This window comes from Faecalibacterium hominis (ex Afrizal et al. 2022) (assembly GCF_049545105.1).
Taxonomy (GTDB): Bacteria; Bacillota; Clostridia; order Oscillospirales; family Ruminococcaceae; genus Faecalibacterium; species Faecalibacterium duncaniae.
In genome coordinates this window covers 2,421,498-2,443,476 of the sequence record NZ_CP186860.1, presented here as the reverse complement: position 1 = coordinate 2,443,476, position 21,979 = coordinate 2,421,498, and the positions used below count along the sequence as shown (strand labels likewise).

General features: G+C 58.3%; 25 protein-coding genes and 1 tRNA gene. 8 read left to right on the top strand and 18 right to left on the bottom strand.

Annotated features, from left to right (window positions below):
• Positions 1-116: 116 nt before the first annotated feature.
• Both ACKXGA_RS11795 and ACKXGA_RS11790 read left to right on the top strand, forming a co-directional pair.
• Entirely contained in the window at positions 117-422 is a 306-nt protein-coding gene (locus tag ACKXGA_RS11795; RefSeq protein ID WP_006735272.1) for a helix-turn-helix domain-containing protein, read from the top strand.
• A 14-nt stretch (positions 423-436) separates the two neighbouring features.
• Positions 437-1,840 carry a site-specific integrase gene (locus ACKXGA_RS11790; protein WP_112143829.1) on the top strand — a complete coding sequence of 468 codons (1,404 nt, stop codon included), beginning with the start codon at positions 437-439 and terminating at the stop codon, positions 1,838-1,840.
• A 155-nt stretch (positions 1,841-1,995) separates the two neighbouring features.
• Here the strand turns inward: ACKXGA_RS11790 and ACKXGA_RS11785 are convergent.
• Positions 1,996-2,071, bottom strand: a tRNA-Lys gene (locus ACKXGA_RS11785).
• A 245-nt stretch (positions 2,072-2,316) separates the two neighbouring features.
• Here ACKXGA_RS11785 and ACKXGA_RS11780 point away from each other — a divergent pair.
• Both ACKXGA_RS11780 and ACKXGA_RS11775 read left to right on the top strand, forming a co-directional pair.
• On the top strand, positions 2,317-3,576 hold the full coding sequence (locus ACKXGA_RS11780; RefSeq protein WP_423729560.1) for a DUF3048 domain-containing protein: 1,260 nt from the start codon (positions 2,317-2,319) through the stop codon (positions 3,574-3,576).
• 34 nt (positions 3,577-3,610) lie between these two features.
• On the top strand, positions 3,611-4,696 hold the full coding sequence (locus ACKXGA_RS11775; protein ID WP_423729559.1) for a DUF3048 C-terminal domain-containing protein: 1,086 nt from the start codon (positions 3,611-3,613) through the stop codon (positions 4,694-4,696).
• A 57-nt stretch (positions 4,697-4,753) separates the two neighbouring features.
• Here ACKXGA_RS11775 and ACKXGA_RS11770 read toward each other — a convergent pair whose 3' ends face one another.
• Positions 4,754-5,359 carry a twin-arginine translocation signal domain-containing protein gene (locus ACKXGA_RS11770; protein ID WP_097770080.1) on the bottom strand — a complete coding sequence of 202 codons (606 nt, stop codon included), beginning with the start codon at positions 5,357-5,359 and terminating at the stop codon, positions 4,754-4,756.
• A gap of 146 nt (positions 5,360-5,505) precedes the next feature.
• Positions 5,506-6,180 (bottom strand): histidine phosphatase family protein, encoded by a 675-nt coding sequence (locus ACKXGA_RS11765; protein WP_423729558.1) that lies wholly within the window; start codon positions 6,178-6,180, stop codon positions 5,506-5,508.
• 283 nt (positions 6,181-6,463) lie between these two features.
• On the opposite strand from ACKXGA_RS11765, the gene ACKXGA_RS11760 reads away from it, so the two are divergent.
• The 4 genes from ACKXGA_RS11760 to ACKXGA_RS11745 all read left to right on the top strand — a co-directional run bounded on the left by ACKXGA_RS11760 (position 6,464) and on the right by ACKXGA_RS11745 (position 9,504).
• Positions 6,464-7,159 (top strand): helix-turn-helix domain-containing protein, encoded by a 696-nt coding sequence (locus ACKXGA_RS11760; RefSeq protein ID WP_423729557.1) that lies wholly within the window; start codon positions 6,464-6,466, stop codon positions 7,157-7,159.
• A 119-nt stretch (positions 7,160-7,278) separates the two neighbouring features.
• Entirely contained in the window at positions 7,279-7,902 is a 624-nt protein-coding gene (locus ACKXGA_RS11755; RefSeq protein WP_035393344.1) for a twin-arginine translocation signal domain-containing protein, read from the top strand.
• Positions 7,903-8,061: 159 nt separating this feature from the next.
• Positions 8,062-8,619 (top strand): twin-arginine translocation signal domain-containing protein, encoded by a 558-nt coding sequence (locus tag ACKXGA_RS11750; RefSeq protein ID WP_423729556.1) that lies wholly within the window; start codon positions 8,062-8,064, stop codon positions 8,617-8,619.
• A gap of 249 nt (positions 8,620-8,868) precedes the next feature.
• A complete protein-coding gene (locus ACKXGA_RS11745; protein WP_005929631.1) occupies positions 8,869-9,504 on the top strand; it encodes a hypothetical protein in 636 nt (211 codons plus the stop codon).
• Between the two features lie 77 nt (positions 9,505-9,581).
• On the opposite strand, the gene ACKXGA_RS11740 is transcribed toward ACKXGA_RS11745, so the two are convergent.
• The 15 genes from ACKXGA_RS11740 to ACKXGA_RS11670 all read right to left on the bottom strand — a co-directional run bounded on the left by ACKXGA_RS11740 (position 9,582) and on the right by ACKXGA_RS11670 (position 21,847).
• Positions 9,582-10,952 (bottom strand): MATE family efflux transporter, encoded by a 1,371-nt coding sequence (locus ACKXGA_RS11740; protein ID WP_423729555.1) that lies wholly within the window; start codon positions 10,950-10,952, stop codon positions 9,582-9,584.
• Between the two features lie 81 nt (positions 10,953-11,033).
• Positions 11,034-11,858, bottom strand: a complete 825-nt coding sequence (locus ACKXGA_RS11735) for a histidinol-phosphatase HisJ family protein (protein WP_117476402.1) — start codon at positions 11,856-11,858, stop codon at positions 11,034-11,036.
• Between the two features lie 7 nt (positions 11,859-11,865).
• The gene (gene hisIE, locus ACKXGA_RS11730) at positions 11,866-12,501 is read right to left on the bottom strand and encodes a bifunctional phosphoribosyl-AMP cyclohydrolase/phosphoribosyl-ATP diphosphatase HisIE (RefSeq protein WP_005929638.1); all 636 of its coding nucleotides are present in this window, start codon (positions 12,499-12,501) and stop codon (positions 11,866-11,868) included.
• 66 nt (positions 12,502-12,567) lie between these two features.
• Complete coding sequence (gene hisF, locus ACKXGA_RS11725) at positions 12,568-13,323, bottom strand: imidazole glycerol phosphate synthase subunit HisF (RefSeq protein ID WP_423729554.1); 756 nt, start codon at positions 13,321-13,323, stop codon at positions 12,568-12,570.
• Positions 13,324-13,339: 16 nt separating this feature from the next.
• A complete protein-coding gene (hisA, locus tag ACKXGA_RS11720) occupies positions 13,340-14,059 on the bottom strand; it encodes a 1-(5-phosphoribosyl)-5-[(5-phosphoribosylamino)methylideneamino]imidazole-4-carboxamide isomerase (RefSeq protein WP_117535631.1) in 720 nt (239 codons plus the stop codon).
• 161 nt (positions 14,060-14,220) lie between these two features.
• Positions 14,221-14,829 carry an imidazole glycerol phosphate synthase subunit HisH gene (gene hisH / locus ACKXGA_RS11715; protein ID WP_423729553.1) on the bottom strand — a complete coding sequence of 203 codons (609 nt, stop codon included), beginning with the start codon at positions 14,827-14,829 and terminating at the stop codon, positions 14,221-14,223.
• A complete protein-coding gene (gene hisB / locus ACKXGA_RS11710) occupies positions 14,826-15,416 on the bottom strand; it encodes an imidazoleglycerol-phosphate dehydratase HisB (protein ID WP_097770089.1) in 591 nt (196 codons plus the stop codon). The genes hisH and hisB overlap by 4 nt, the downstream gene beginning before the upstream one ends.
• 3 nt (positions 15,417-15,419) lie before the next feature.
• The gene (gene hisC / locus ACKXGA_RS11705) at positions 15,420-16,481 is read right to left on the bottom strand and encodes a histidinol-phosphate transaminase (RefSeq protein WP_423729552.1); all 1,062 of its coding nucleotides are present in this window, start codon (positions 16,479-16,481) and stop codon (positions 15,420-15,422) included.
• Positions 16,482-16,647: 166 nt separating this feature from the next.
• Positions 16,648-17,928 (bottom strand): histidinol dehydrogenase, encoded by a 1,281-nt coding sequence (gene hisD, locus ACKXGA_RS11700; protein WP_423729551.1) that lies wholly within the window; start codon positions 17,926-17,928, stop codon positions 16,648-16,650.
• Entirely contained in the window at positions 17,925-19,517 is a 1,593-nt protein-coding gene (hisG, locus tag ACKXGA_RS11695) for an ATP phosphoribosyltransferase (RefSeq protein ID WP_423729550.1), read from the bottom strand. The genes hisD and hisG overlap by 4 nt, the downstream gene beginning before the upstream one ends.
• A gap of 244 nt (positions 19,518-19,761) precedes the next feature.
• The gene (locus ACKXGA_RS11690) at positions 19,762-20,067 is read right to left on the bottom strand and encodes a helix-turn-helix domain-containing protein (RefSeq protein WP_035393348.1); all 306 of its coding nucleotides are present in this window, start codon (positions 20,065-20,067) and stop codon (positions 19,762-19,764) included.
• Entirely contained in the window at positions 20,039-20,422 is a 384-nt protein-coding gene (locus ACKXGA_RS11685) for a type II toxin-antitoxin system RelE/ParE family toxin (protein WP_423729549.1), read from the bottom strand. Before ACKXGA_RS11685 ends, ACKXGA_RS11690 begins: the two co-directional genes overlap by 29 nt.
• Before the next feature lie 122 nt (positions 20,423-20,544).
• Positions 20,545-20,853 (bottom strand): thioredoxin, encoded by a 309-nt coding sequence (gene trxA / locus ACKXGA_RS11680; protein WP_035393488.1) that lies wholly within the window; start codon positions 20,851-20,853, stop codon positions 20,545-20,547.
• A 215-nt stretch (positions 20,854-21,068) separates the two neighbouring features.
• On the bottom strand, positions 21,069-21,413 hold the full coding sequence (locus tag ACKXGA_RS11675; protein ID WP_005929673.1) for a hypothetical protein: 345 nt from the start codon (positions 21,411-21,413) through the stop codon (positions 21,069-21,071).
• Between the two features lie 89 nt (positions 21,414-21,502).
• Entirely contained in the window at positions 21,503-21,847 is a 345-nt protein-coding gene (locus ACKXGA_RS11670; protein WP_423729548.1) for a hypothetical protein, read from the bottom strand.
• Between the last annotated feature and the right edge of the window lie 132 nt (positions 21,848-21,979).

The following is a 21,979-nucleotide window of genomic DNA, read 5'->3' as shown; positions in this document are numbered from 1 at the left end:
ACTTTTTTGGGGCTGCTGCTTCGGGTCAGGAGCGGCAGGCCCTTACATATTTACCAGCCCATAATGGTTGCAGCTCAATCGGAGCTGCGCCGGGTCTGGAGAAGTGCAAAGGAGACATGCCTATGACGAATGTCCGCAAAAATTCCGCTAAACTGACCCGTGAGGACTTGAAAATCGCGCCCGAATCCCCTACAATGAAATTGTCCGAAACCCCTGCCGTAGAACCTTCTGACCAGACCAGCAAAACCGTCCGACACGCCCCGCTCGTTTACCGGGTGGAGGAGATCGCCCAACTGTTGGCGATCTCCAACCGTGCTGCGTACAATCTGTGCAACACCACGAAAGACTTCAAGGTGATCCGCCTCGGTACCAGCATCCGGGTAAGCAAGCAGAGCTTTGACGATTGGTTTGCAGCGGTCTGAGGGAGGGAACATCTATGGCATCTATTCTCAGGCGCGGAGATTCCTACTCCGTTCGTTTCAAATACAAAGACCATGCTGGCCGGATCTGTGAAGGCTGGGAGAGTTTCAAAACCAAGAAGGAAGCGCAAGACCGCAAGATCTCGGTAGAGAAAGAACTCTTGGACGGTACGTTCCTCATACCCGATGCAATGACGGTAGCGGAAATGCTGTACAAGTGGCTCCCCATCCAGTCCAGCAAGCACAAGTGGGCACCCAAAACCTACACCCACACGGTAGCCATGATTCAGAATCTTGTCGTGCCCTATCTCGGCAAGAAGCAGATTCAGAAGGTTCAGACGTATGACCTCGAACAGTTTTACGCCACGCTGAGCCGGACACCGCGCGGACTGTATAAACAGGGTGTTAAGCAAACGCTCACCGACAAACAGAAGCGGCAGTTTCTGACGGGTGCTTCCATCCGGGAAGTCCACGCCATGCTCAAGACTGCTTTTTCCTATGCCGTTGAGTGGGGTCTGCTCCTCAAGTCACCGATTCCGAGAGAAGCCCCGAAATCGACCTCGGAAGAACGTGCCATCTGGGACGAAAAGACCATGCTTGCTGCGTTGCAGACCATGACCGACCCTACGCTCCACCTTGCTGTTCATCTGAGCATGATTCTCTCGCTGCGTGTCGGAGAGATCCTTGGCTTGCAGCCGGGAGACATCGACTTCGATGCAGCGGATGGACGTGGGACCATCACGGTCGGCAGGAGCTTACAGCGCACCGAAAAGGCTGCACTGGAAAAGACCGACCCGAATCAGATCTACCACATCTTCCCCGACCAGCGTGAGGGCAGCAGCTCCGCACTGGTGCTGAAGAAGCCGAAAACCAAGAAATCCAGCCGCACCCTTTATCTGACGAGACCCTTGAAAGAGGAACTGCTGGCTTGGCTGGAAAAGCTCCGTCAGGACGAGCTTGCCATGGATGGCAGATATCGCAACTGTGGCCAGCTCTTCCGCCTGCCCAACGGTATGCCTGTTGCCCCGGAAGCCCTTTCTAAATGGTACCGCACTTGGCGTGCAGAGCACCCGGAGTTTGAGAAGATCGTGTTCCACGGTCTGCGCCACTCCAGTGCCACTTACCAGTTGATTGAATCCGGCGGCAACATCAAGGCCGTGCAGGGCAACACCGGCCACGCCACCACGGGCATCCTGATGGACACCTACGCCCACACGCAGGACAAGCCCCGGTTGGAGCTGGCTGAGAAGCTGGAAGCAGACTTCTATTCACAGGACATCAGCTCCCCCAAATCCGGCTCTGTGCCGGTAAAAGAAAATCTGCCGGACAGCATCCAGATCACCCCGGAAGGGCTGCTGAAAGTTGTCCGACAGATGAACCCCGAGCAGCGGCGTGAGTTCACCCGCCTGCTGTTCGCCTGAAAAAAGTATGGAAAAAACGCTCACGATGCACAGAATGCAGACAATGCAAGGAAAAACACGGCTTTCCCGCCGGTGTGCAAAAAGTGTGCAAAAGTGTGCAGAGCCCCAGAAAAAGGAAAATCCCACGAGGAATCTTACGATTCTTCGTGGGATTTTGGTGCGCTCGAGGGAACTCGAATCCCTGGCCCTCTGATTAAAAGTCAGATGCTCTACCGGCTGAGCTACGAGCGCATACATTATAAAGCGCAGTATAACACGATACCGCCGAATAATATTACCATACTCCCGGGCAAAAAGCAAGCTTTCTGCACAAAAAACTTTCCCAAAGCCGTCATCGGGCAGATTTTGCCACGAACTGCCCCTTTACAAACCGAGCAAGAACCAGTACAATCAAAGCAGTTCATTACAAAACTGCAACCGACCTGCCGGGCGCACTTCCGCGCCGGGCAAGCCGATCCGATAGGAGGGCTTTTTCCATGAAAATTTCTCGACGGTCCGTACTTCGCTATTCCGGGCTGACGGCGGCGCTGCTGGCGCTCACCGGCTGCTCTGCAAGCCCCGGCAGTGCCATTCTGGGCGGTGACCTGCCCGACTGGATGAAGAGCCTGTTCTGCGGCTCGGCGGCATCCTCTTCCACTTCTTCTGAGGCCGCTGCATCCTCTGTGGTCGCAGCCGGTGAGGCCGCAGCTGGTGAAGCAGCCGCCTCCTCGGCAGCGTCCAGCGAAGCCGCAAGCTCTGCGTTCAGCCTTCTGCCTGCCTACGACGCTGACCCTCTGACCGGCGAAGCCCGCAAGAGCACCGGCCGGATGGTGGGTGTGATGGTCAACAACATCGCCAATTCCGAAAAGCAGAACGCACGCCCCCAGCGCGGCATCGGCTCGGCAGACCTGCTCATCGAGAGCAAGGTGGAGGGCGGCATCACCCGCCTGTGTGCCGTGTTCCGGGATGCAGACACCATCCCGGAGGTCGGGCCGCTGCGCTCCGGCCGCGACCAGTTCCTGCAGCTGCTCATGCCCCATCAGGCCCTCTATTACCACGATGGCGAGAGCATTTTCTGCACCCAGTTCATCAATGTATACGATTACTCCGGCCTGAACATCGGCGGCAAGAGTTACTTCAACACGCCGGTCCACCCCCACGTTGCCCACCGTGACAACCGCGGCCGCAACGTAGCCTATGAACACACCGAGTTCACCTCCGGCAAGGAGATCAGACAGGCAGCCGGTAATGCCGGCATCGGCCTGACCTACGCCAACGAAACGCCTTTCTTCCACTTTGCTGACTACCGCACCGCGGCCTCCAATGACCTTCCCGGTGCTCCTGCGGCCAAAACCATCAGCATCACCCACTCCGAGAGCTACAGGACCCGCCTGAGCTACAACAGCTGGGGCCGCAGCTACAAGCTGGAAATGTACAACCGCTCCAAAAAAGCCTATGAGAACACGGTGGACGAGCTGACCGGCAAGCAGCTGACCTTTGACAACGTGGTGGTCTGCTTTGCCGATATCGCCGCCTATGCGGGCGATTCTCACGATGTCCAGTCGGTCAACTATGTGGCCGGTGGGCAGGCGTACCTCTTCACACGGGGCGGCGTGCAGGTGGGCCGCTGGGAGAAGCCGCATCCCACCCATCCGCTCAAGCTCTACACCGAAACCGGCGAGGAGATGACCCTGAACCGGGGCAAGACCTATCTGGCACTGGTGGACAATGATGAGTGGAGCAATTTCAGCTACTAAATCACCCGCCCTCCGGGGCAGAAGAGGGAAACCGATGAAACGCTTTTGGATGCGCGCTTTGCTCTGTTTTGCGCTCAGCGCCGCACTGCTGACAGGCTGTGCGCTCAGCCCCAGCTCCCAGCCCGCCGAAAGTCCCACTGACCCGCTCACCGGGCAGGAGCTTGTCTGGCCGGGCCAGCGGCCGGTCGCCATCACCATTGACAACGCAGCCGCCAGCACCACTCAGTGGGGGCTTTCCACAGCCTCGCTGGTGCTGGAAGCCCTGACCGCACAGCAGCAGGCCACCAGGCTCTGCCTGGTCTACCCTGCCGTGGGGGCTGTGCCGCAGGTCGGGCCTGTTTCTGCCGGGCAGGACCTTTACTGGCGGCTGCTGGTGGGCCAGCAGGTACTGCCGGTGCAGCGGGGCGGCGGACAGTTTGACCAGAACTACCTTGATTACTACTCTCTGCGCGCGGTAGACGCACTGGAGGTGGGTACCAATGCCTTTTCCTGTGAGACCAATTGGCAGAATGTCCCGCTGTGGCATACCAGCGGTGCAGCACTTTCGGGTGTGCTGGGCAGCCTGAACATCTCCCCGGCCCTGACAGAATCCCGCGTCACAGACACCTCTTCCAGCAGCTCCGACAGCGAGAGCGGAACCCTCCTCTCCGTGCCCAATCTGCTGCCCATGCAGGAAAGCGGCAAGCTGCCCGACGCAGATGCTTCGGACGCAATGAGTGTCCGGGTCCAGTTTGATGCGCAGAACGCCACCGGCTTCACCTACGATGCCGACAGCAAGACCTACCGGATGCTCCACGCAGACGGCACACCGCAGCTGGATGCCAACAACGGCCAGCAGGCAGATTTCGACAACCTGCTCATCCTGTTCAGTGCATCCACCCTGCGTGACGATGGTGTGACGCTGGATTACGACCTGACCATGGGCGGCGGTGTCTGGCTCAACGAGGGCCACCTGTGGAACATCACCTGGACGCAGGGTAGCGAGACCACCTTCTTCCTGTATGATTCCAACGGCCGCCCCCTGACCCTGACGGCAGGCCGCAGCTATCTGGCGCTGGTGTCCAGCCTGACCGGGCAGGAGCTCACCGTGCAGAACTCCACCGGGGAAAGCCTGTTATAAGCAAAAGAGACGGTCCTGCAATCCGATGCAGAACCGTCTCTTTTTACGCTATGCTATTTACAGATCGACCACGCTGCCCACCTCGGCAAGGGTGGCAGGCACCGCACCCAGATGAACTTCATCGGCATCTCGGCGTACCACAAAATGGACGGTCTGGCCTGCGGCAAAGTCAGGCTGATAGATCAGTTCCAGCGTCTGCCAGTCCGCCGGGGTCTCGCAGAAGCAGTGGAGCATCGCCCCCCGCCCTGCGGAAAGATTCAGGGTAAAGGCAGAGGCATCTGCCGCATTCTCACCGTAGAGGGGAGCTGCAAAGCTGCCCACCCGCACCTGTCTGCCATCACACAGGGCAGTCAGGCCGGTGCCCAGGCTGTACAGGGCATTCCTGCTGTCCAGGCCGCGGCTCTGCAGGTAGCTGGCCCCCACAGCCAGCGGCCGGGCCGAGAGGTTCTCCACCGACAGATAGACCAGCGTGCTGTCCAGCTCCGGGGCAGGCGCATAGCCCAGCAGCTCCACTGCCGCCTTGCCGTCCAACAGAGCAGGTTCGCCCTCATAGCAGGGGGCCAGAGCCGCGCCCGAAACACCGGTGAGCAGGGCAGCAGCCAGACTGACTGCGCCGGAACCGGCATATTTCAGGAACGAGCGGCGGGACAGGGATTGTGACATCGGGGATTCCTCCTAACGGGAAAATAAGTTCTCTTTATACAATAGTAAATTCCTGGCTTTCTGTCAAGAGATTTGCCCGGAATTTTACCTGTTCTTCCGCGTTTTTACGTGTTTTGGATATTTTCAGGGCGGCGCGGCAAAGATTCTTACTCAAATGCCTCGTTTTCCTCGGCTTCTGCCTGCCCGCGCAGGGTATCGGCGTAGCCAAAGGGGACGATGTCGATGGCCTCCACCAGACGGTCGCGCATCCAGAGCTGCACGTCGGTCTGGACGGTATAGCCGCAGCCGGGGTCGGCCATCCACTGTTCCGGGTGGCGGGAGGGCAGCGCGCGCTGGCTCAGCATACTCATGATCACACCGCCGTGGGTCACGCAGGCAGCCTCGGTCACATCCATCCGGATCATATACTCAAACAGCTTGAGCAGGGTCTCGGCGCAGCGGGCGTGGAACTGCTCGGTGGGCTCTGCTCCCTCGGGCACAAAGCCGGAGCCGGGGGTGATCCACTTTTTGAAATCCTCCTCCTTGACCAGCTCCTTCACGGGGCGGTTCTCAAACACGCCGAAGCCCGCTTCCCGCAGGTCGTGTACCGTGAACTGGTGGCCTGCATTGGGGAACAGAATGTTCGCTGTCTCCACAGCGCGCACCAACGGGGAGGAGAACACCGTGTCCACCTGCGGATACTCGAACCGCTCCTTCAGCTCCTTCAGCTGGGCTCGGCCCTCATCACACAGGGGGATGTCCGTACCGCTGCCGATGTACAGGCCCTGCAGGTTGCCGGCCGTCATGCCGTGGCGGATGAGATGAAGTTTGAACGTTTTCATGGAAAAAACACCTCTATCTGGCAAAGAGTTCCTCTTTGCTGTAAAATTTCGCACCGGCAGCGGGCATCCTGCCCGGGCCGTGCGCCACAAAATATGCGTTGATTGTCTTTAGTTTAGCATAGATATGGTATCCGGGGCAAGCCTTTTGACAAAAATGACGAAAAATGACGAGAATTTCCGTCACTTTTCTTGCTTTACTTTTGGTTTTCCACTGTGTATAATCAACATGTTGTAAACCAAAACTCAAAGAAGTTCAATTTCCACTACTGAGGAGTCCAAAATCATGGAATTCAACCGTATCATCAAGCTGCTGCGCAAGGAGCGCGGCATCACCCAGAAGCAGGCCGCGGAGGACCTTGGGGTGTCCCAGGCACTGCTCTCCCACTACGAAAAAGGCATCCGCGAGTGCGGTCTGGACTTTGTTGTCCGGGTAGCGGATTACTATAATGTGTCCTGCGATTACCTGCTGGGCCGCTCGGCTGAGCGCAACGGCATGATGCTGAACGCCGATGACCTGCCCAACCCCGATAAGATGAAGGACAATGTCTACCATGGCAGCGTTCTGCCCACCATGAACAAAAAGCTGATCTCCAACAGCCTGAACGTGCTGTATGCCAAGATCGCCGAGTGCCACAGCAAGGCCCTGACCACCGAGGTCAGCACCTACCTGATGATGGCCGTGGCCAAGATATTCCGCCTGCTCTATTCCGCCGAACCCCACAACGCCCAGAGCCTGTTCAGCGTGGAGGCCCGCCGCTGGCCCGGCTACTCCGATGCCGTGATGCGGATGAGCGAGAGCAACGTGGAGGACCTGCTGGCCGGTGAGGACCTGAACGGTGCCGAGGGCGTGAAAGACCCCTCCTGCCTTGCCATGACCACCGAGAGCCTGACCCGGGAATACCCGCTGTACACCCCCAGCCTGCTGAATCTGGTCAAGACCAGCGAGACCCATGTGCGCGGCCTGGACCCCAACCAGTGAGCTTCTGTGTGAAACTCCTGTTAATTCTGTGCCCAGGGCCTTGCAATTTCCGGTAAAAAATGCTATAAACGAATCAGCGAAGAAAAAGATTTCTGCCATTGATTAAGGAGGCAAGCTTTATGTCGAACAAGATTTCCCGCCGCACCTTCCTCAAGGTCACCGGTGCTTCTGCCGCTGCTCTGGGCGCTGCTGCTGTGCTGGGCGGCTGCCAGGCCGGCGATAACTCTTCCATCGAGGTCAAGGTCGGCGATAAGATCAGCAACTGGAACAATCTGGCGGTCCAGCTGACCAGCGTCTTTACTCTGGCAAGTGCCCCCGATGCCGAGGGCTATGAGTACATTGCCATGCTGATCACCTCTGCAAACCGTTCCAGCCGCGACACCTTTGCCATCGGCGCACAGAACATTCAGGAGATCGGCGAGGCCTATCCTCTGGATACCCCGGAGCAGATCGCAGCCAACACTGCCGGTTACTTCCACGCTCTGTCCGCTTCCACCACCGACTTCTCCTTCACCTGCGACGGTCAGGCAGCCGAGGGCGGCGCTTATGTCCAGCTGTACGACAGCACCACCGAGAGCTTTACCACGGCCTCTGCCATTCCCCCGCAGGGTGCAGGCTACATTGAGCTGGTCTGCATGGTGCCCACCACCTGGCAGCAGATCGGTGTGACCTACACCCCGACCTTTGTTTCCGGCAAGACTCTGAACTTTACCATCAACGCCTCTGACCTGACCAAAGCTTGATCAAGCAGGACGAAATTTCGTATGATTTGCACGGCGGCGGTGGGAAAATTTCACAAAATATTTGTGAAAACCATTGACATTCGCCCCCGTTTCGCCTATTGTATAGGCAGAGCCTTTTGGCATTTTCGTGCGCTTTGCACATTATAAGGAGGAACGATTATGTCGTTAGCATTTTCTCGCCGCTCTTTCCTGAAATACTCCGCTGTTGCAGCTGTGGCCGTTGCGGGTGCCAGCCTCTTCTCCGGCTGCGATCAGACCGATACCAAGAACCTGTACTGCGATGGTGCCGGTTCCATTACTGTTCTGCAGATCAATGCCGTTCTGGGCACCTACGATGACAATGCCAAGAAGTACAAGGATATTGACCTGACCGGCAATTCCATTACCTTCCCCTTCCAGATCACCGTTGGCCGCACCAACAACCTGCCCATCCAGCCCAGCAATTTCAAGGCGATCGTCTACGGTAAGGACGGCAAGCAGAAGGCAAAGTATGTTGGTGGAACCAGCAACGAGCTTTTGATCGATGCTTCCCTGCTGGACACCAACCTGGCAAACAGCGCTATCAATAAGGGCAACATCACGCTCAATGCCTCTCTGGATGAGGGCGAAAAGCTGGTCTTTACCTACTGCCCCGACCTGCAGTATGCCGAGTATTCCATGAACTGGGTTCTGGCTCGTGCCGCAAGCGCCAGCTCCGGTTCTACCACCACCAAGTAATCTCCCCAACGTACATTCCAAGCCGTCCGGGAAAGCCGGGCGGCTTTTTTGCGCCGTTGCACTGGCAAAGTATCTCAATTTTTCTTCAAATTTTCGGCAATTCTGTATCTTGTGCACACCTGCATTTTCTGATACCATAGGTTCATGGAAAAGAAGGGGAGCGCAGCGGCAGGGGCCGCCGCGCTGTTTGTGTTTCCGCCTGAAAAAGGCCAATGGGCCGTAGTTTGACAGAACAGGAGTGTTGCAGTTATGATCAACATGGTAAAGCTTCCCACCAACAAGAGCAATCTGTTCCTGCGTGTGGCAAAGGGCCATTTCGCAACCAGCCACAGCCACATCAATTACTATATCGATGTCACCACCCAGAAGTCCCGCCTTTCCGAGGCAAAGGCCGTGGCAAAAGAGCTGGTGGCTGCCTACCAGCACAACACCATCGTGGATACTGTCCTCTGCCTGGACGGCACACAGGTCATCGGCACCTGCCTTGCCAACGAGCTGACCAAGGACGGCTTTGCCAACATGAACGCCCACCAGACCATCTATGTCATCACCCCGGAGTACACCACCGGCAGCCAGATCATCCTGCGCGACAATCTGGCCCCCATGGTCAAGGGCAAGCACGTGCTGATCCTGGCTGCTTCCATCACCACCGGCTACACCGTGCAGGCTGCGATCGAGGCGATCAACTACTACGGCGGCACTGTGGCAGGCCTGAGCGCCATCTTCGCCACCGCCACCGAGTGCCTGGGCATCCCGGTCACCTCTATTTTTGACCCCTCCAACCTGCCCGATTACGCCAGCTTCGATTCCCGCGAGTGCCCCATGTGCAAGGCGGGCCAGCATATTGATGCACTGGTCAACAGCTTCGGCTATTCGGCGCTGTAAGCCCCCTTGCCCGATCCGTTTCATCCACTTCCTGCAGACACAAAGACCCGGCTGTCATCGGCAGCCGGGTCTTTTTCTTATTCTGCTTTTTTCGGGAACACAAACGGGTCGTGCAGGTAGACCAGCACGAGGTACGCCGCCATGAAGCACCAGATGATGGGCTCACAGAGGATGACGGCGTTATAGGCAAACTTCGGGATGAAGAAGAGCACGAATACCACCTTGCCCACCAGCTCGATGACACTGGAGAAGAGGGGCAGGACCTTCTGCCCCAGGCTCTGCAGGGCGTAGCGGGTGGCCAGCAGAACACCCAGCACCGAGTAGAAGGGCGCGTTCCAGAGCAGATACCGTGCGCCGTTTTCCAGCACCACAGACTCGCTGGAGCCGGAGATGAGCCGCACCATCCACTCCGCGCCCAGCTGCATCAGAAGAATCGCCAGCACGGCCACTGCCACGCTGTACAGGGCGATCTCCTTCATGCCCTTGCGGACACGCTCCGGCTGGTTTGCGCCGCGGTTCTGGGAAACAAACGTGGAGCATGCCGATGCCATGGCCATGACCGGCATGGTGGTAAAGGAGAACAGCTTCCGGGCGGCGGTGTGACCGGCGATGACCAGCGTACCCAGCCCATTGATGCCGTACTGCAGCACCACCGAGCCCGCCGAGACGATGCTGCTCATCAGGCCCATGGAGATGCTCTGGCTGAACAGCTCCCAGTAAAGGTGGCTGCCCACCCTGAAATGCTGTTTTTCCGGAAGCAGGATCTTCACTCTGAGGAAGATGTACAGGATACAGAGCACCACCGAAACGCCCTGCGAGATGACCGTTGCCACAGCCGCCCCCTGCACCCCCATGCCCATTCTTGCAATGAACAGGAGATCCAGCACCACATTCAGGCCCGAGGAGATGAGCAGGAACACCAGCGGCATCACGCTGTTGCCAATGGCGCGCAGCAGGCCCGCGCAGAGGTTATAGGCGAACATGACCAGCACGCCCAGATCGATGGTCAGGATGTAGCGGTACGCATCGTCCAGAATCTCCGCCGGGGTGTCCAGCATGAGGAGCAGCGGGTGCAGGCCCAGCACACCCGCCAGCGTAATGCAGAGGGAAGCCACCAGACCGATGACCAGTGAGCCTGCCACGGTCTTTTTGAGCAGATCGTGATCCTGCGCCCCGTAGGAGCGTGCTGCAACGATTGCAAGGCCGTTGCCGATACCGAGGCCAAAACCGACCAGAAGCTCGTAGATCGAGCCGCAGGAGCCAATGGCGGCAAGGGCGGTATCGCCCAGCACATTGCCCACGATCATGGTGTCCACGGTGTTATAGAGCTGCTGGAACAGGCTGGAGATGAAGATGGGCAGCATGAACAGCAGCAGGTTTTTGAAAATGGGCCCGTGCATCAGGTCCACATTCATGCTGAAAGGGGATTTTTTCGCAGTTTGGGTCATAAGGTTCCTCACAGTTTACGGAAAACAACCCTCCCCGGCATTGCACAGCAAAAACGGAGAGGGTTGTGCTTTATTTTTCTTTTACAGCTCCTGGGTCTCAAAGCCGTGGCCGGTCAGCACCTCCACGCTGGTGAAACCGGCTGCCTTGATGGCGGCGGCAGCTTCCTCAAAGCCGAAGGTCAGGCTGGAAACATCGTGGGAGTCGGAAGTGATGATGACCTTGCCGCCCATCTTGTTCCACTCCTCCAGCATCCATGCACTGGGGTAGAAGTCCTTGCGGTAGCCGCGATAAACGCCGCCGGTGTTCACTTCCAGCAGGCAGTTGTGCTCTTTGGCTGCGCTCAGGGCCTTGAGGGCAGCGGCCCGGTAGCGGGGAGCCTCTTCATCAAAGAACTCACCCTCGCCGTTCAGCTTCTTGATGAGGTCGATGTGGGCCAGAATGTCCGGTCCCTTGGCGGCAACCTTCTCCACCTCCGCAAAGTAAGCCTCCACAGCCGCCAGCGGGTCACCGTCGAAATCATCAAAGATGCAGTCGTGCAGATCCTGCGGGCGGAAGTCGATCTCGTAGTACTTGCCGGTGTTCTTGCCGTACAGGTGATGGGCCGCACCGATCCAGTAATCGTAGTTCTCGGGCTTGTCCTCGCTCAGGCTGTCCCACTCGATGCCGCAGAGGATGTCCACCTTGCCCTTATATTCTGCCTTGAGCTTTGCAATGGTGGCCTTGTACTGGGCGGTGCGGCTGGGGCTCATGCAGTACTCGCGGTCCCGCTGCGTATAGCTATGGCCGGAGAAGCCCAGGGTCGTCAGGCCCTGTGCACAGGCGGCACTGGCCATTTCCTGCAAGGTATTTCTGCCATCGCACATCGTCGAGTGGCAATGAACACTGGACTTCCTATAATCTGCCATAACTAAATCACTGCATCCTTTCCTGTTTGACCTTGTGGTCAATGACGTGTCGTTTTTCCAGCTCACGGGTGATCTCTTCCACCGTGATGCCCGCCTGCACCATCAGCACCAGCACATGGTATGCCAGGTCGCTGATCTCATAGATGGTCTCGGCCTTGTCCTCTTTTTCTCCCGCAATGATGACCTCGGTGCACTCCTCGCCCACCTTTTTCAGGATCTTCTCCTTGCCCTTCTCGAACAGGTAGGTGGTGTAGCTGCCTTCCTGGGGATGATCCCTGCGGCCCTGGATGAGTTCGTAAAGCCCCTGCCAGCTGAACTGCTTGAGCTCCGGCGAGACATACACTTCGTTGAAGAAGCAGCTCTCGGCACCGGTATGGCAGGCAGGGCCATCCTTGACCACCTCCACCACCAGTGCGTCCTTGTCGCAGTCGGCGGTGATGGACACCACATGCTGGACATTGCCGCTGGTATCGCCCTTGCGCCAGATCTCCTGACGGCTCCGGCTCCAGAACACCGTACGCCCCTCGGCAATGGTCAGTGCCAGCGTCTCGGCGTTCATGTAGGCAAGGGTGAGCACCTCTTTGGTGTAGTGATCCTGCACGATGGCAGGAATGAGGCCCTTTTCATCAAATTTCAGTTCCATGGTCAATACTCCCTCCCCAAAGGGGATACTTACAGTTTATCCTAAAGTTGCCCGAAACGCAAGAGCTTACAGCCGCATTTCGACACCATTTTCATTCAGATAGGTTTTCAGGTCGTGGATGGTCAGCAGTTTCTGGTGGAAAATGCCCGCCGCAAGGCCCGCGTCGATGCCCTTGTGGTGGAACAGCTCAAGGAAATCTTCCTTTCTGCCCGCGCCGCCGCTGGCGATGATAGGTACGTTCACCCGGGCAGCGACCGCGTCCAGCATCTCGAGATCGAAGCCAGTGCGGACACCATCGGTGTCAATGCTGTTCAGGCAGATCTCCCCCGCACCATGCGCCGCGCACCAGCTGATCCAGTCCAGCGCGTCCCGGCCGGTATCCTCGCGCCCGCCCTTGGCGAACACCCGGAACTGGCCGTTCACCCGCTTCACGTCCGCCGAGAGCACCACGCACTGATCGCCGTATTTCTGGGCCGCCGCCGGGATGAGGCCGGGGTCCCGCAGAGCGCCCGAGTTGACGCTGACCTTATCGGCACCGCATTTCAGCACCCGGTCAAAATCCTCCAGCGTGTTGATGCCGCCGCCTACGGTCAGCGGGATGAAGATCTCGCTTGCCACCCGGGTCAGAATATCGGTGAACAGAGCGCGGCCCTCAAAGCTGGCGGTGATATCGTAGAACACCAGCTCGTCGGCACCGGCGGCGTTGTACATCCGGGCCAACTCCACCGGGTCGGCCACGTCCCGGATGCCCTCAAAATTTGTGCCCTTGACCACCCGGCCATTCCGGACATCCAGACAGGGAATGATGCGTTTTGTGATCATTTTCGTTCCCCTCCGTTTAATTCTGCACCAGTTCTACACAACGTTTCAGATCCAGCGCCCCGGTATACAGGCTCTTGCCCAGGATCGCGGCAGCGGTGCCCATCTTTTTCAGTTCCAGCAGCTCGGCCTCCGACGAGATGCCGCCGCTGGCCGTGAAGGCCACGCCCGGCACCTCTGCCGCCAGCTGGCGGTACAGCGCCAGATTCGTGCCCTTCATGGCACCATCACAGGCAATGTCGGTGTAGATGATGGCCGTGCATCCGGCATCTGCCAGCCGCCTGCAGAAGTCCACGCCCTTTTCGGCGCTGACCTCCTTCCACCCATGGATGGCAACATAACCCTCTCTGGCATCCACCCCCACGGCGATCCGCTCGCCGTAGCGTTTCAGCATCCGGGCCGTGAAATCAAAATCCGTCACGGCCACACTGCCCAGGATGCAGCGATTCACGCCCAGAGAAAGGTATTTTTCAATGCGCTCCTCCGTGCGGATGCCGCCGCCCACCTCAATGTACAAGCCGCCCTGCTTTGCCAGCGCGGCAATGGATTTGTAGTTGGAAAGGGTGCCGTCCTTTGCGCCGTCCAGATCCACAACGTGGAGATACCTGGCCCCGGCCTCCACAAACTGCCGGGCTTGTGCGCAGGGGTCATCTCCGTAAACAGTCATACGGTCGTAATCTCCCTGCGTCAGGCGGACAACTTTGCCGCCTCGCAGGTCAATGGCTGGGAATAGATTCATAGTTTCTCCTTTAGCGGCCTTACCCTCTCAGCTTCGCTGCGCTCAGCAGCTCTCCCAAAGGGAGAGCCTTTGGCAAAACCGGAAAGTTTACCGTACTGCCAAGGCCTCGCCCTTTGGGTGAGGTGGCATCACGCAAGTGATGACGGAGAGGGCGAGCCAGTTTACAATTCTGCAAACGCCTTCAAGATCCGCAGCCCCGTCTCCCCGCTCTTTTCGGGGTGGAACTGGGTGCCGTACACCCTGCCCGCCCTGACCACGCCGGTCACGGGGATGGAGTAATCGCTGACAGCAAGTGTACTCCCGGTACAATTTTTGCCGTAGTAGCTGTGGACGTAATAGACATACTCACCCTCACGGATGTATCGGAAAAGCGGGTCATCCCGTACGATGTGCAGGGCGTTCCAGCCGATCTGCGGTACCTTGAGGGTTTTGTCTTTCAGGTCAGGCTCCAGCGGGCAGACCTCGCCTTTGACAAAGCCCAGGCCTGCATGCTCGCCGTACTCATAGCTTTTTTCAAAGAGCAGCTGCATTCCCAGGCAGATGCCCAGCAGGGGCTTTTGCGCCGCCTGCTCCCGGATGACCGGCACCAGACCGGTGGCCGAGAGCTTGTCCATGGCATCGCCAAAGGCCCCCACCCCCGGCAGGATGAGCCGGTCGGCCTTGCGGATGGTCTGTGCATCGGCGGTCACAACGGCCTCCAGCCCCAGATGCGTCAGGCTGGAGCGCAGGCTGAACAGGTTGCCCACGCCATAATCAATGATCGCGATCATACCAGCAGTCCTTTCGTGGAGGGGATCTCGTCCCGGTGGGCGGCATCAATGGCGACTGCCGCAGCCAGCGCGCGGCCCGCACCCTTGAAGCAGGCTTCGAGAATGTGGTGGGTATTTTCCCCTGCAAATTGTACAAAGTGGAGCGTAGCGGGCACATTGCGGGCAAAGCCCAGCCAGAACTCCGAGGCGCATTCCACATCGAAATCGCCCACCTTTTCGGTCTTGCAGTGGACATCCCAGTTCAGGGTGCACCGGCCCGAAAGGTCTACCGCGCAGAGCACCAGCGCCTCATCCATGGGCAGGTAGAAGCTGCCATACCGCTGGATGCCCCGCATCTCGCCCAGCGCCCGGGCAAAGGCCTGCCCCAGTGCAATGCCGATATCCTCCGCCGTGTGGTGGTAATCCACCTCCACATCCCCGTGGCAGGTGAGCACCAGGTCAAACCGGCCATGGCGGGCAAACAGCTCCAGCATGTGGTTCAGGAACCCACAGCCGGTGTCCACCTCATAGCGTCCCGCACCGTCCAGATTCAGGGTCAGCTCGATCTGGGTCTCGTTGGTGTTGCGTTCCAGTGTCACTTCCCGCATGGGTCATTCCTCCATTATTTTGTCAAGGGTGTTCCGGAAGATCTGCATCTGCTCCGGCGTGCCGATCGTGATGCGCAGCCAGTTTTCAATGCGCGGGGCATCAAAGTGGCGCACCAGAACGCCTTTTTTCTTCAACTTCCGGTACAATTCGCCGCCGTTTTTCTCTTGGGTAGAGGCAAACAGGAAGTTGGAGCGGCTGTCCAGCACCGCAAAGCCCCGGGCTTCCAGCTGCTGTTTTGTCCAGGCCCGGGTGTCCACGATGGCGGCACGGGTCTTTTCAAAATAAACGGTATCTTCCAGCGCGGCCTGCCCTGCTTTCAAGGTCAGGCGGTTGATGTTATAGGGGTTCAGGCTGAACTTGACCCGGTTCAGGTCCGCAATGAGGCTGGCGCTGCCCATGGCAAGGCCCAGCCGCGCACCGGCCAGCTGGCGGGATTTCGAGAAGGTCTGCACCACCAGCAGGTTGTCGTACCGGTCAATGAGCGGCACGCAGCTCTCGCCACCAAAGTCCACATAGGCCTCATCCACAATGACCACATTGTCCGGGTTCGCTTTCAGGATGCCCTCGATGGCACTGCGGGGCAGGGCCAAGCCGGTGGGGGCGTTGGGGTTTGCGATGACGATGGTCTCATTCAGGCTGTAGTAATCGGCGGGATCAAGGGTGAAATCCTCCTTCAGCGGAATGATATGGCTGGGGATATGCATCAGCCCGCACCAGACGCTGTAACAGCCGTAGGTGATGTCGGCATAGGCCAGCGGGTGGGTCTCGTCACAGAAGGCCCGCAGGGCGAAAAAGAGGTTCTCGTCACTGCCGTTGCCGGGCATGATCTGATCCGGCTGCAGGCCAAAGTGCACCGCCGCCGTTTTCAGCAGGTCGGTGCAGGCGGGGTCGGAGTAGAGACGGAGCTTCTCCACCTCATGCTCGCTCACCGCCGCCACCACCGCCGGGCTGGGCAGATAGGGGCTTTCGTTGGTGTTCAGCTTGATGTATTGCTGGTCCTGCGGCTGCTCCCCTGGGGTGTAGGGGGTGACTGTTTCAAGTTTCGGAGAGAGATATTTACTCATAGCAATTTCCTCACTGTCAGCGTCCTCGCCCTCTCAGGCGCTTCGCGCCAGCTCCCCCAAAGGGGGAGCCTCTGGCGGTTTTCCGTAACCTTGCGGGAAATTGCCAAAGCCTCTCCCTTTGGGAGAGGTGGCATTGCAAAGCAATGACGGAGAGGGCGAGCCGCCTTTAGTCCTCTTCATATCTTATCGTCACACTCTTCGCATGGGCGTGCAGGCCCTCACGCTCGGCAAAATCGGCAATGCGGGGTGCCACCTCCCCCAGCGCCTCGCGGGTGTAGTAGAGGAAGCTGGACTTCTTCACAAAGTCGTCCACACCCAGCGGGCTGGAGAAGCGGGCCGTGCCGCTGGTGGGCAGGGTGTGGTTGGGGCCTGCAAAGTAATCGCCCAGGGCCTCGGGCACATTGCGGCCCAGGAAGATGCTGCCCGCGTTTTTGATCTCGTTCAGCACCCCGAAGGGATCCTCCACGCAGACCTCCAGATGCTCCGGCGCAATGATGTTGCAGGCCTCAATGGCCTTGTGCAGGTCGGTGCAGACGATGATCTTCCCGTTGTCGTCCACGCTGGCGCGGGCAATGGCGGCACGGGGCAGCTGGGGGATCTGCACCTCCAGCTCTGCCTGCACGGCCCTGGCCAGCGCCGGACTGTCGGTGACAAGAACAGGGCTGGCCAGCTTGTCGTGCTCGGCCTGGCTCAGCAGGTCTGCCGCCACCCAGGCGGGGTTGCAGCCGCCGTCGGCCAGCACCAGGATCTCGCTGGGGCCGGCGATCATATCAATGCCCACCTTGCCGAACACCTTCCGCTTGGCGGTGGCAACGTAGATGTTGCCGGGACCGACGATCTTGTCCACCGCCGGGATGGTCTGGGTGCCGTAGGCCAGCGCGGCCACGGCCTGTGCACCGCCGGTCTTGAAGATCTTGGTCACACCGGCGGTGGCAGCGGCGGCAAGGATGACCGGATTCACCCTGCCGTCCTTTCCGGCGGGGGTGGTCATCACGATCTCCGACACGCCCGCGACCTTGGCCGGGATGACATCCATCAGCACGGTGGAGGGATAGGCCGCCGTGCCGCCGGGCACATACACGCCCGCCTTTTCAATGGGGGTATATTTCTGGCCCAGCACGATGCCGGGCTTCTCGTTGATCACAAAGTTCTTGTGCGCCTGCTGGCGGTGGAAGCTCTCAATGTTGGCGGCAGCCTCTCGCAGGGTCTCAAGGAAATAGGGGTCCATATTGGCAAAGGCCTCATCGATCTCCGCCTGCGTCACCTGCAGGTCGTCGATCTTTGCCCCGTCAAATTTCAGTGCGTACTCCTTCAGCGCCTCATCGCCCCGGGCGCGGACCTCGGCAATGATGCCGTCCACCACATCCTCCACGTTTTTCTCCGCGCGGATGTCCCGGTTCAGGATCTCCTCGGGCCTGAGCTCATCAAAATTATACAGCTTGATCATTTTGTTTCCTCCTGCAAGGTCTTGCGCAGCGCTTCCAGCATGGCATCCATCTCGTTGTGCTTGAACTGGTAGCTGGCCTTATTGGCAATGAACCGGGCCGAGATGGGCATGAACTCGGTGACCACCCGCAGACCGTTCTCCCGCAGGGTGGTGCCGGTCTCCACGATATCCACAATGACATCGGAAAGGCCCAGAATGGGGGCCAGCTCAATGGAGCCATTCAGCTTGATGATATCGATATCCCGCCCGATGGACGCATAGTAGCTCTTTGCAATGTTGACGAATTTGGTCGCCACCCGCACCGGGCGGCTGGGGTCATCCTTGTAATCCGCCGGGGCAGCCACGCACATCCGGCACCTGCCAAGGCCGGTATCCAGCAGCTCGTAGACATCGGCAGAGGCTTCGGTGAGGATATCCTTGCCCACGATGCCCACATCTGCCGCGCCGTGCTCAACGTAGATGGCCACATCGCTGGGCTTAACAAGGAAGTACCGGATGCCCGCTGCAGGGTTCTCCACCACCAGCTTTCGGGTGGCGTTATAGTCCTCGGTGCAGCCGTAGCCGATGCGGGCCAGCAGGTCATACATCCTGTCGCCCAGACGGCCCTTGGGCAGGGCCACATTCAGCATGACCCGGCCCGCGCTGTTCCTCTGCACCGGCGGGGTGGGGGCGCTCAGGCGGTCCAGCTCGTCCAGATAGACCGCAAAGCCGATGGCCCCGGCCCCGGGGGTGAACTTCTGCATCAGCAGGTCGTAGCGGCCGCCCTTGAGCAGGGGCCGCGGCAGGCCCTGCAGATAGCCCTGAAAGACCAGCCCGTTGTAGTATTCCATCTCACCGGCAAGGCTCAGGTCAAGGCGGACCGCCCCGCCGGAGGCCTCCAGCGTTTTGGCCAGTGTCCGCAGCTCAGCGGCGGCAGCGCGCATCCGGTCGTTGCGGCAGGCACTCTCTGCCTTTGTCAGCGTTTCCTCGCAGCTGCCGGAAAGCTCCAGCAGGCCGGTCAGGGCATCGGCCCCGGCGGCATCCAGCCCGGCGGCCTGCGCGGCGCGGCGCAGCTCGTGCGCATTCTTTTCCCGCAGCTTTTCCAGCAGGCCGGGGCAGGCATTCTCCGGCACGCCCAGTGCGTCGAACAGGCCGAACAGATAGCCCATGTGGCTGACTTCCAGCACCCACGCGGCCCCCAGCTGGGCCAAGCTCTGCGCTGCCAGCCGGACCGCCTGCTGCACCTGTGCCTCCCCCACCGCGCCCAGCATCTCAAGGCCCATCTGGGAGATCTCCTGGAAGGTGTGGCTCTCTGCCGAGGGGCGGTAGACGTTCTCATGGTAGTAATACCGCAGGGTCTCGCCGGGGGCGGGCTGGGCCGTCTTGGCGATAGACAGGGTCACGTCCGGCTTGAGCGCCAGCAGACGGCCATCCAGGTCGGTGAAGGTGATGACCTGCTCTGAGGACAAAAAGCTCCGGTTCTCCTGATAAAGCCCGTACTCCTCAAAGCGGCCCATGTGATATTTGCGGCAGCCCGCCGCCTCATACAGCGCCCGCAGCGCAAAGGAGGCCCGCTCCTTGGGCTGCAAACTGTCCAGACTGAATTCCATCTCGATCTCCTCGTTCCCTCTCTGCGTATTTCCCACTTCTTTTGTTTATTTTACTTTATCAAGATAAAGTTGTAAAGTATGAAAGTGACAGCTTTTCAGCCCTATCTTACCGTTTTTCTGTGCGTTTGTACAGAAAGGCGAAATCATTTCACCCCAGCGCCAAAACAGATGATGGAGAGCGAAAACCGGGGATGCAAAAAGGCCGGGCCAGTCTCCTGCATTGGAAACTGGCCCGGCATCTTTCTTATTTTGCAAGCTTCAGATTCTGCGGCTCTTTGGGTGTGAACACAAGCTTCAGGTCCATTCCCATTCCGTCTGCCAGACGCTTCAGCAGCTTCAAAGATGGGTTGCGTGTTCCATTTTCCAGCTTGCTGATATCCGCCTGATTGATGCCGGTGCGTTCGGCCAGCTCCTTCTGGGTCAGGTTCTGAGAAATGCGTGCATCTGCCATCGCCCGGATGATATCCATTTCCGGCTGGTTCTCTTCCCACTCCTTGCGGAACTCCTCATTTTTCAGCTGTTCATTCAAATACAGATCCAGTGTTTTCATCTGATTCACCCTCTCTTTCCAAAAAATCTTTCCGATACTGTTTTGCCCGTTCAATTTCACTCTTGGGTGTTTTCTGGGTCTTTTTGATAAAGCCGTTCGTCAAAATGATCCTTCCCCCATAATAGAAGAAATACATGACCCGCGAAATATCCGTTCCAACTTTTCCGCGGATCTCAAAAATCCCATCATCCAGATGCTTGCTGTATGGCTCCCTCAGACGGTTTCCCTGTTCCTGTAAAACCTTCAGGGTCATTACCAGCTTGCTCCGCATTTTGATATCCAGTTCATCCAAAAAATCTTCCGCAGGGCGCTGGCCATCTCTTGTTTCATAAAATTCCACCACGAACGATCCCATTTCAAAATCCTCCCTACACTCTTCCCCTTTCAGTATATGGCAGATATACCATATTGTCAAGTGCAAAAAGGCCGCCGCCCATTGGAAAACAGGCAGCGGCCATACAGCTTGATTTTTTTCTTTTAGCCCAGCAGAGCCAGCACACCGGCCTTGGGGCGGGCACCCACAGCCTGATTCACAAGCTTACCGTCGCGGAACACCAGCAGGGTGGGGATGCTCATCACGCCGAACTGGGAGGCCAGCTCGGGCTGTTCATCCACATTGACCTTGCCCACCTTGACATCGGTGCGCTCCTCGGCCACCTCGTCCACGATGGGGCTCAGCATCCGGCAGGGGCCGCACCAGGTGGCCCAAAAGTCCAGCAAAACAGGCTTTGTGCTGTGCAGCACCTCGGCTTCAAAATTTTCTTTGGTAATGGTAACAACAGCCATATTGGTTCCCTCCATTTTTTATCCGCACCCTCTGCGGGGGCGGTCAGTTCCCTCAAAAGAAGGAGTGATTCTTACTTATGGCTCTAGTATACCCCAAACGACAGGATTTTTCCAGAAACAATCTGTGAACAAAAAAGGCGGCGGCCCGCCCACTTGGGGAGAGCCGCCGCCCTGTGTTATTCTTTGGAGTTCTCCGGGCTGTCTGGTCAGAGCGATCAGGCCGTGACCCAGGCGATCGCGGTAACAGGCCACCAGCCGGTCAGGTTCAGAGCGGTGTAAACGCCAACGATCGCATTGCCGATGGACTTACCCATGTAATCGGCAGCGGCATTGATGCCCTTTGCTGCCAGATCGGTGATATTCTCGCCGTTCTTCTTGTTGTTCTTGATCCAGGTACGGGTCTGATCCAGACCCCAGATCAGGTTTGCAACAGAAATGACTGCGCCAATCGTCCAACCCACAGCAAACGGAGCGGTAAAACCGTCGCCGCCGCTGGTATAGGTCATTTCTTCTTCGTTCATCACGTTGTAGTTCGCGGGCAGCATGAGCTTCTTTTCCATAATAATACTCCTTTACAAAAGCATTTATTGCACGGTGCATCGTACACCGCAGGTTACAGAAAACAGACCCGGTATCCCACTTTCCCGGCTTACAGGATCAGCAGAACAGCGCTCAGGGGAGCCAGAGCCACCACCATGGTGCTGGAAACGGCATCCCGGACAAAGTTGGCTGCGGACTTGGACATATCCTCGCCGATAGCATCTGCGGCACGGCCCAGAACGGTGAAGAGGTTGCCCTCACGGTTGCTCTTCTTGTTCAGCCAGTCCTTGGAAGCGGAAATGCCCCAGATATAGCTGGCACCCAGCACCACAGCACCCACGACCGTAGCGGCAGTGGATGCAAATCCGCCAATATCGGAACCGCCCTGGGTATAGGTCATCTCTTCTTCGGAAAGCACTGCGTATTCAGCAGGCAGATTCATGTTCTTGTTCATAGGTCTCATACTCCTTTTTTGAGCAGCTTGAACCGATGGTGTTCTTTCCCAATTTACCATCTGGTTTCCAGCCTTATATTACTACATCACACAGTTTCATGCAATGGATTTTGTGAAAAACCATCAAAAATC

Coding starts and splice junctions, on each gene's coding strand:
- ACKXGA_RS11795 (WP_006735272.1), top strand. CDS start 117: ATGCCTATGACGAATGTCCGCAAAAATTCCGCTAAACTGACCCGTGAG.
- ACKXGA_RS11790 (WP_112143829.1), top strand. CDS start 437: ATGGCATCTATTCTCAGGCGCGGAGATTCCTACTCCGTTCGTTTCAAA.
- ACKXGA_RS11780 (WP_423729560.1), top strand. CDS start 2,317: ATGAAAATTTCTCGACGGTCCGTACTTCGCTATTCCGGGCTGACGGCG.
- ACKXGA_RS11775 (WP_423729559.1), top strand. CDS start 3,611: ATGAAACGCTTTTGGATGCGCGCTTTGCTCTGTTTTGCGCTCAGCGCC.
- ACKXGA_RS11770 (WP_097770080.1), bottom strand. CDS start 5,359: ATGTCACAATCCCTGTCCCGCCGCTCGTTCCTGAAATATGCCGGTTCC.
- ACKXGA_RS11765 (WP_423729558.1), bottom strand. CDS start 6,180: ATGAAAACGTTCAAACTTCATCTCATCCGCCACGGCATGACGGCCGGC.
- ACKXGA_RS11760 (WP_423729557.1), top strand. CDS start 6,464: ATGGAATTCAACCGTATCATCAAGCTGCTGCGCAAGGAGCGCGGCATC.
- ACKXGA_RS11755 (WP_035393344.1), top strand. CDS start 7,279: ATGTCGAACAAGATTTCCCGCCGCACCTTCCTCAAGGTCACCGGTGCT.
- ACKXGA_RS11750 (WP_423729556.1), top strand. CDS start 8,062: ATGTCGTTAGCATTTTCTCGCCGCTCTTTCCTGAAATACTCCGCTGTT.
- ACKXGA_RS11745 (WP_005929631.1), top strand. CDS start 8,869: ATGATCAACATGGTAAAGCTTCCCACCAACAAGAGCAATCTGTTCCTG.
- ACKXGA_RS11740 (WP_423729555.1), bottom strand. CDS start 10,952: ATGACCCAAACTGCGAAAAAATCCCCTTTCAGCATGAATGTGGACCTG.
- ACKXGA_RS11735 (WP_117476402.1), bottom strand. CDS start 11,858: ATGGCAGATTATAGGAAGTCCAGTGTTCATTGCCACTCGACGATGTGC.
- hisIE (WP_005929638.1), bottom strand. CDS start 12,501: ATGGAACTGAAATTTGATGAAAAGGGCCTCATTCCTGCCATCGTGCAG.
- hisF (WP_423729554.1), bottom strand. CDS start 13,323: ATGATCACAAAACGCATCATTCCCTGTCTGGATGTCCGGAATGGCCGG.
- hisA (WP_117535631.1), bottom strand. CDS start 14,059: ATGAATCTATTCCCAGCCATTGACCTGCGAGGCGGCAAAGTTGTCCGC.
- hisH (WP_423729553.1), bottom strand. CDS start 14,829: ATGATCGCGATCATTGATTATGGCGTGGGCAACCTGTTCAGCCTGCGC.
- hisB (WP_097770089.1), bottom strand. CDS start 15,416: ATGCGGGAAGTGACACTGGAACGCAACACCAACGAGACCCAGATCGAG.
- hisC (WP_423729552.1), bottom strand. CDS start 16,481: ATGAGTAAATATCTCTCTCCGAAACTTGAAACAGTCACCCCCTACACC.
- hisD (WP_423729551.1), bottom strand. CDS start 17,928: ATGATCAAGCTGTATAATTTTGATGAGCTCAGGCCCGAGGAGATCCTG.
- hisG (WP_423729550.1), bottom strand. CDS start 19,517: ATGGAATTCAGTCTGGACAGTTTGCAGCCCAAGGAGCGGGCCTCCTTT.
- ACKXGA_RS11690 (WP_035393348.1), bottom strand. CDS start 20,067: ATGAAAACACTGGATCTGTATTTGAATGAACAGCTGAAAAATGAGGAG.
- ACKXGA_RS11685 (WP_423729549.1), bottom strand. CDS start 20,422: ATGGGATCGTTCGTGGTGGAATTTTATGAAACAAGAGATGGCCAGCGC.
- trxA (WP_035393488.1), bottom strand. CDS start 20,853: ATGGCTGTTGTTACCATTACCAAAGAAAATTTTGAAGCCGAGGTGCTG.
- ACKXGA_RS11675 (WP_005929673.1), bottom strand. CDS start 21,413: ATGGAAAAGAAGCTCATGCTGCCCGCGAACTACAACGTGATGAACGAA.
- ACKXGA_RS11670 (WP_423729548.1), bottom strand. CDS start 21,847: ATGAACAAGAACATGAATCTGCCTGCTGAATACGCAGTGCTTTCCGAA.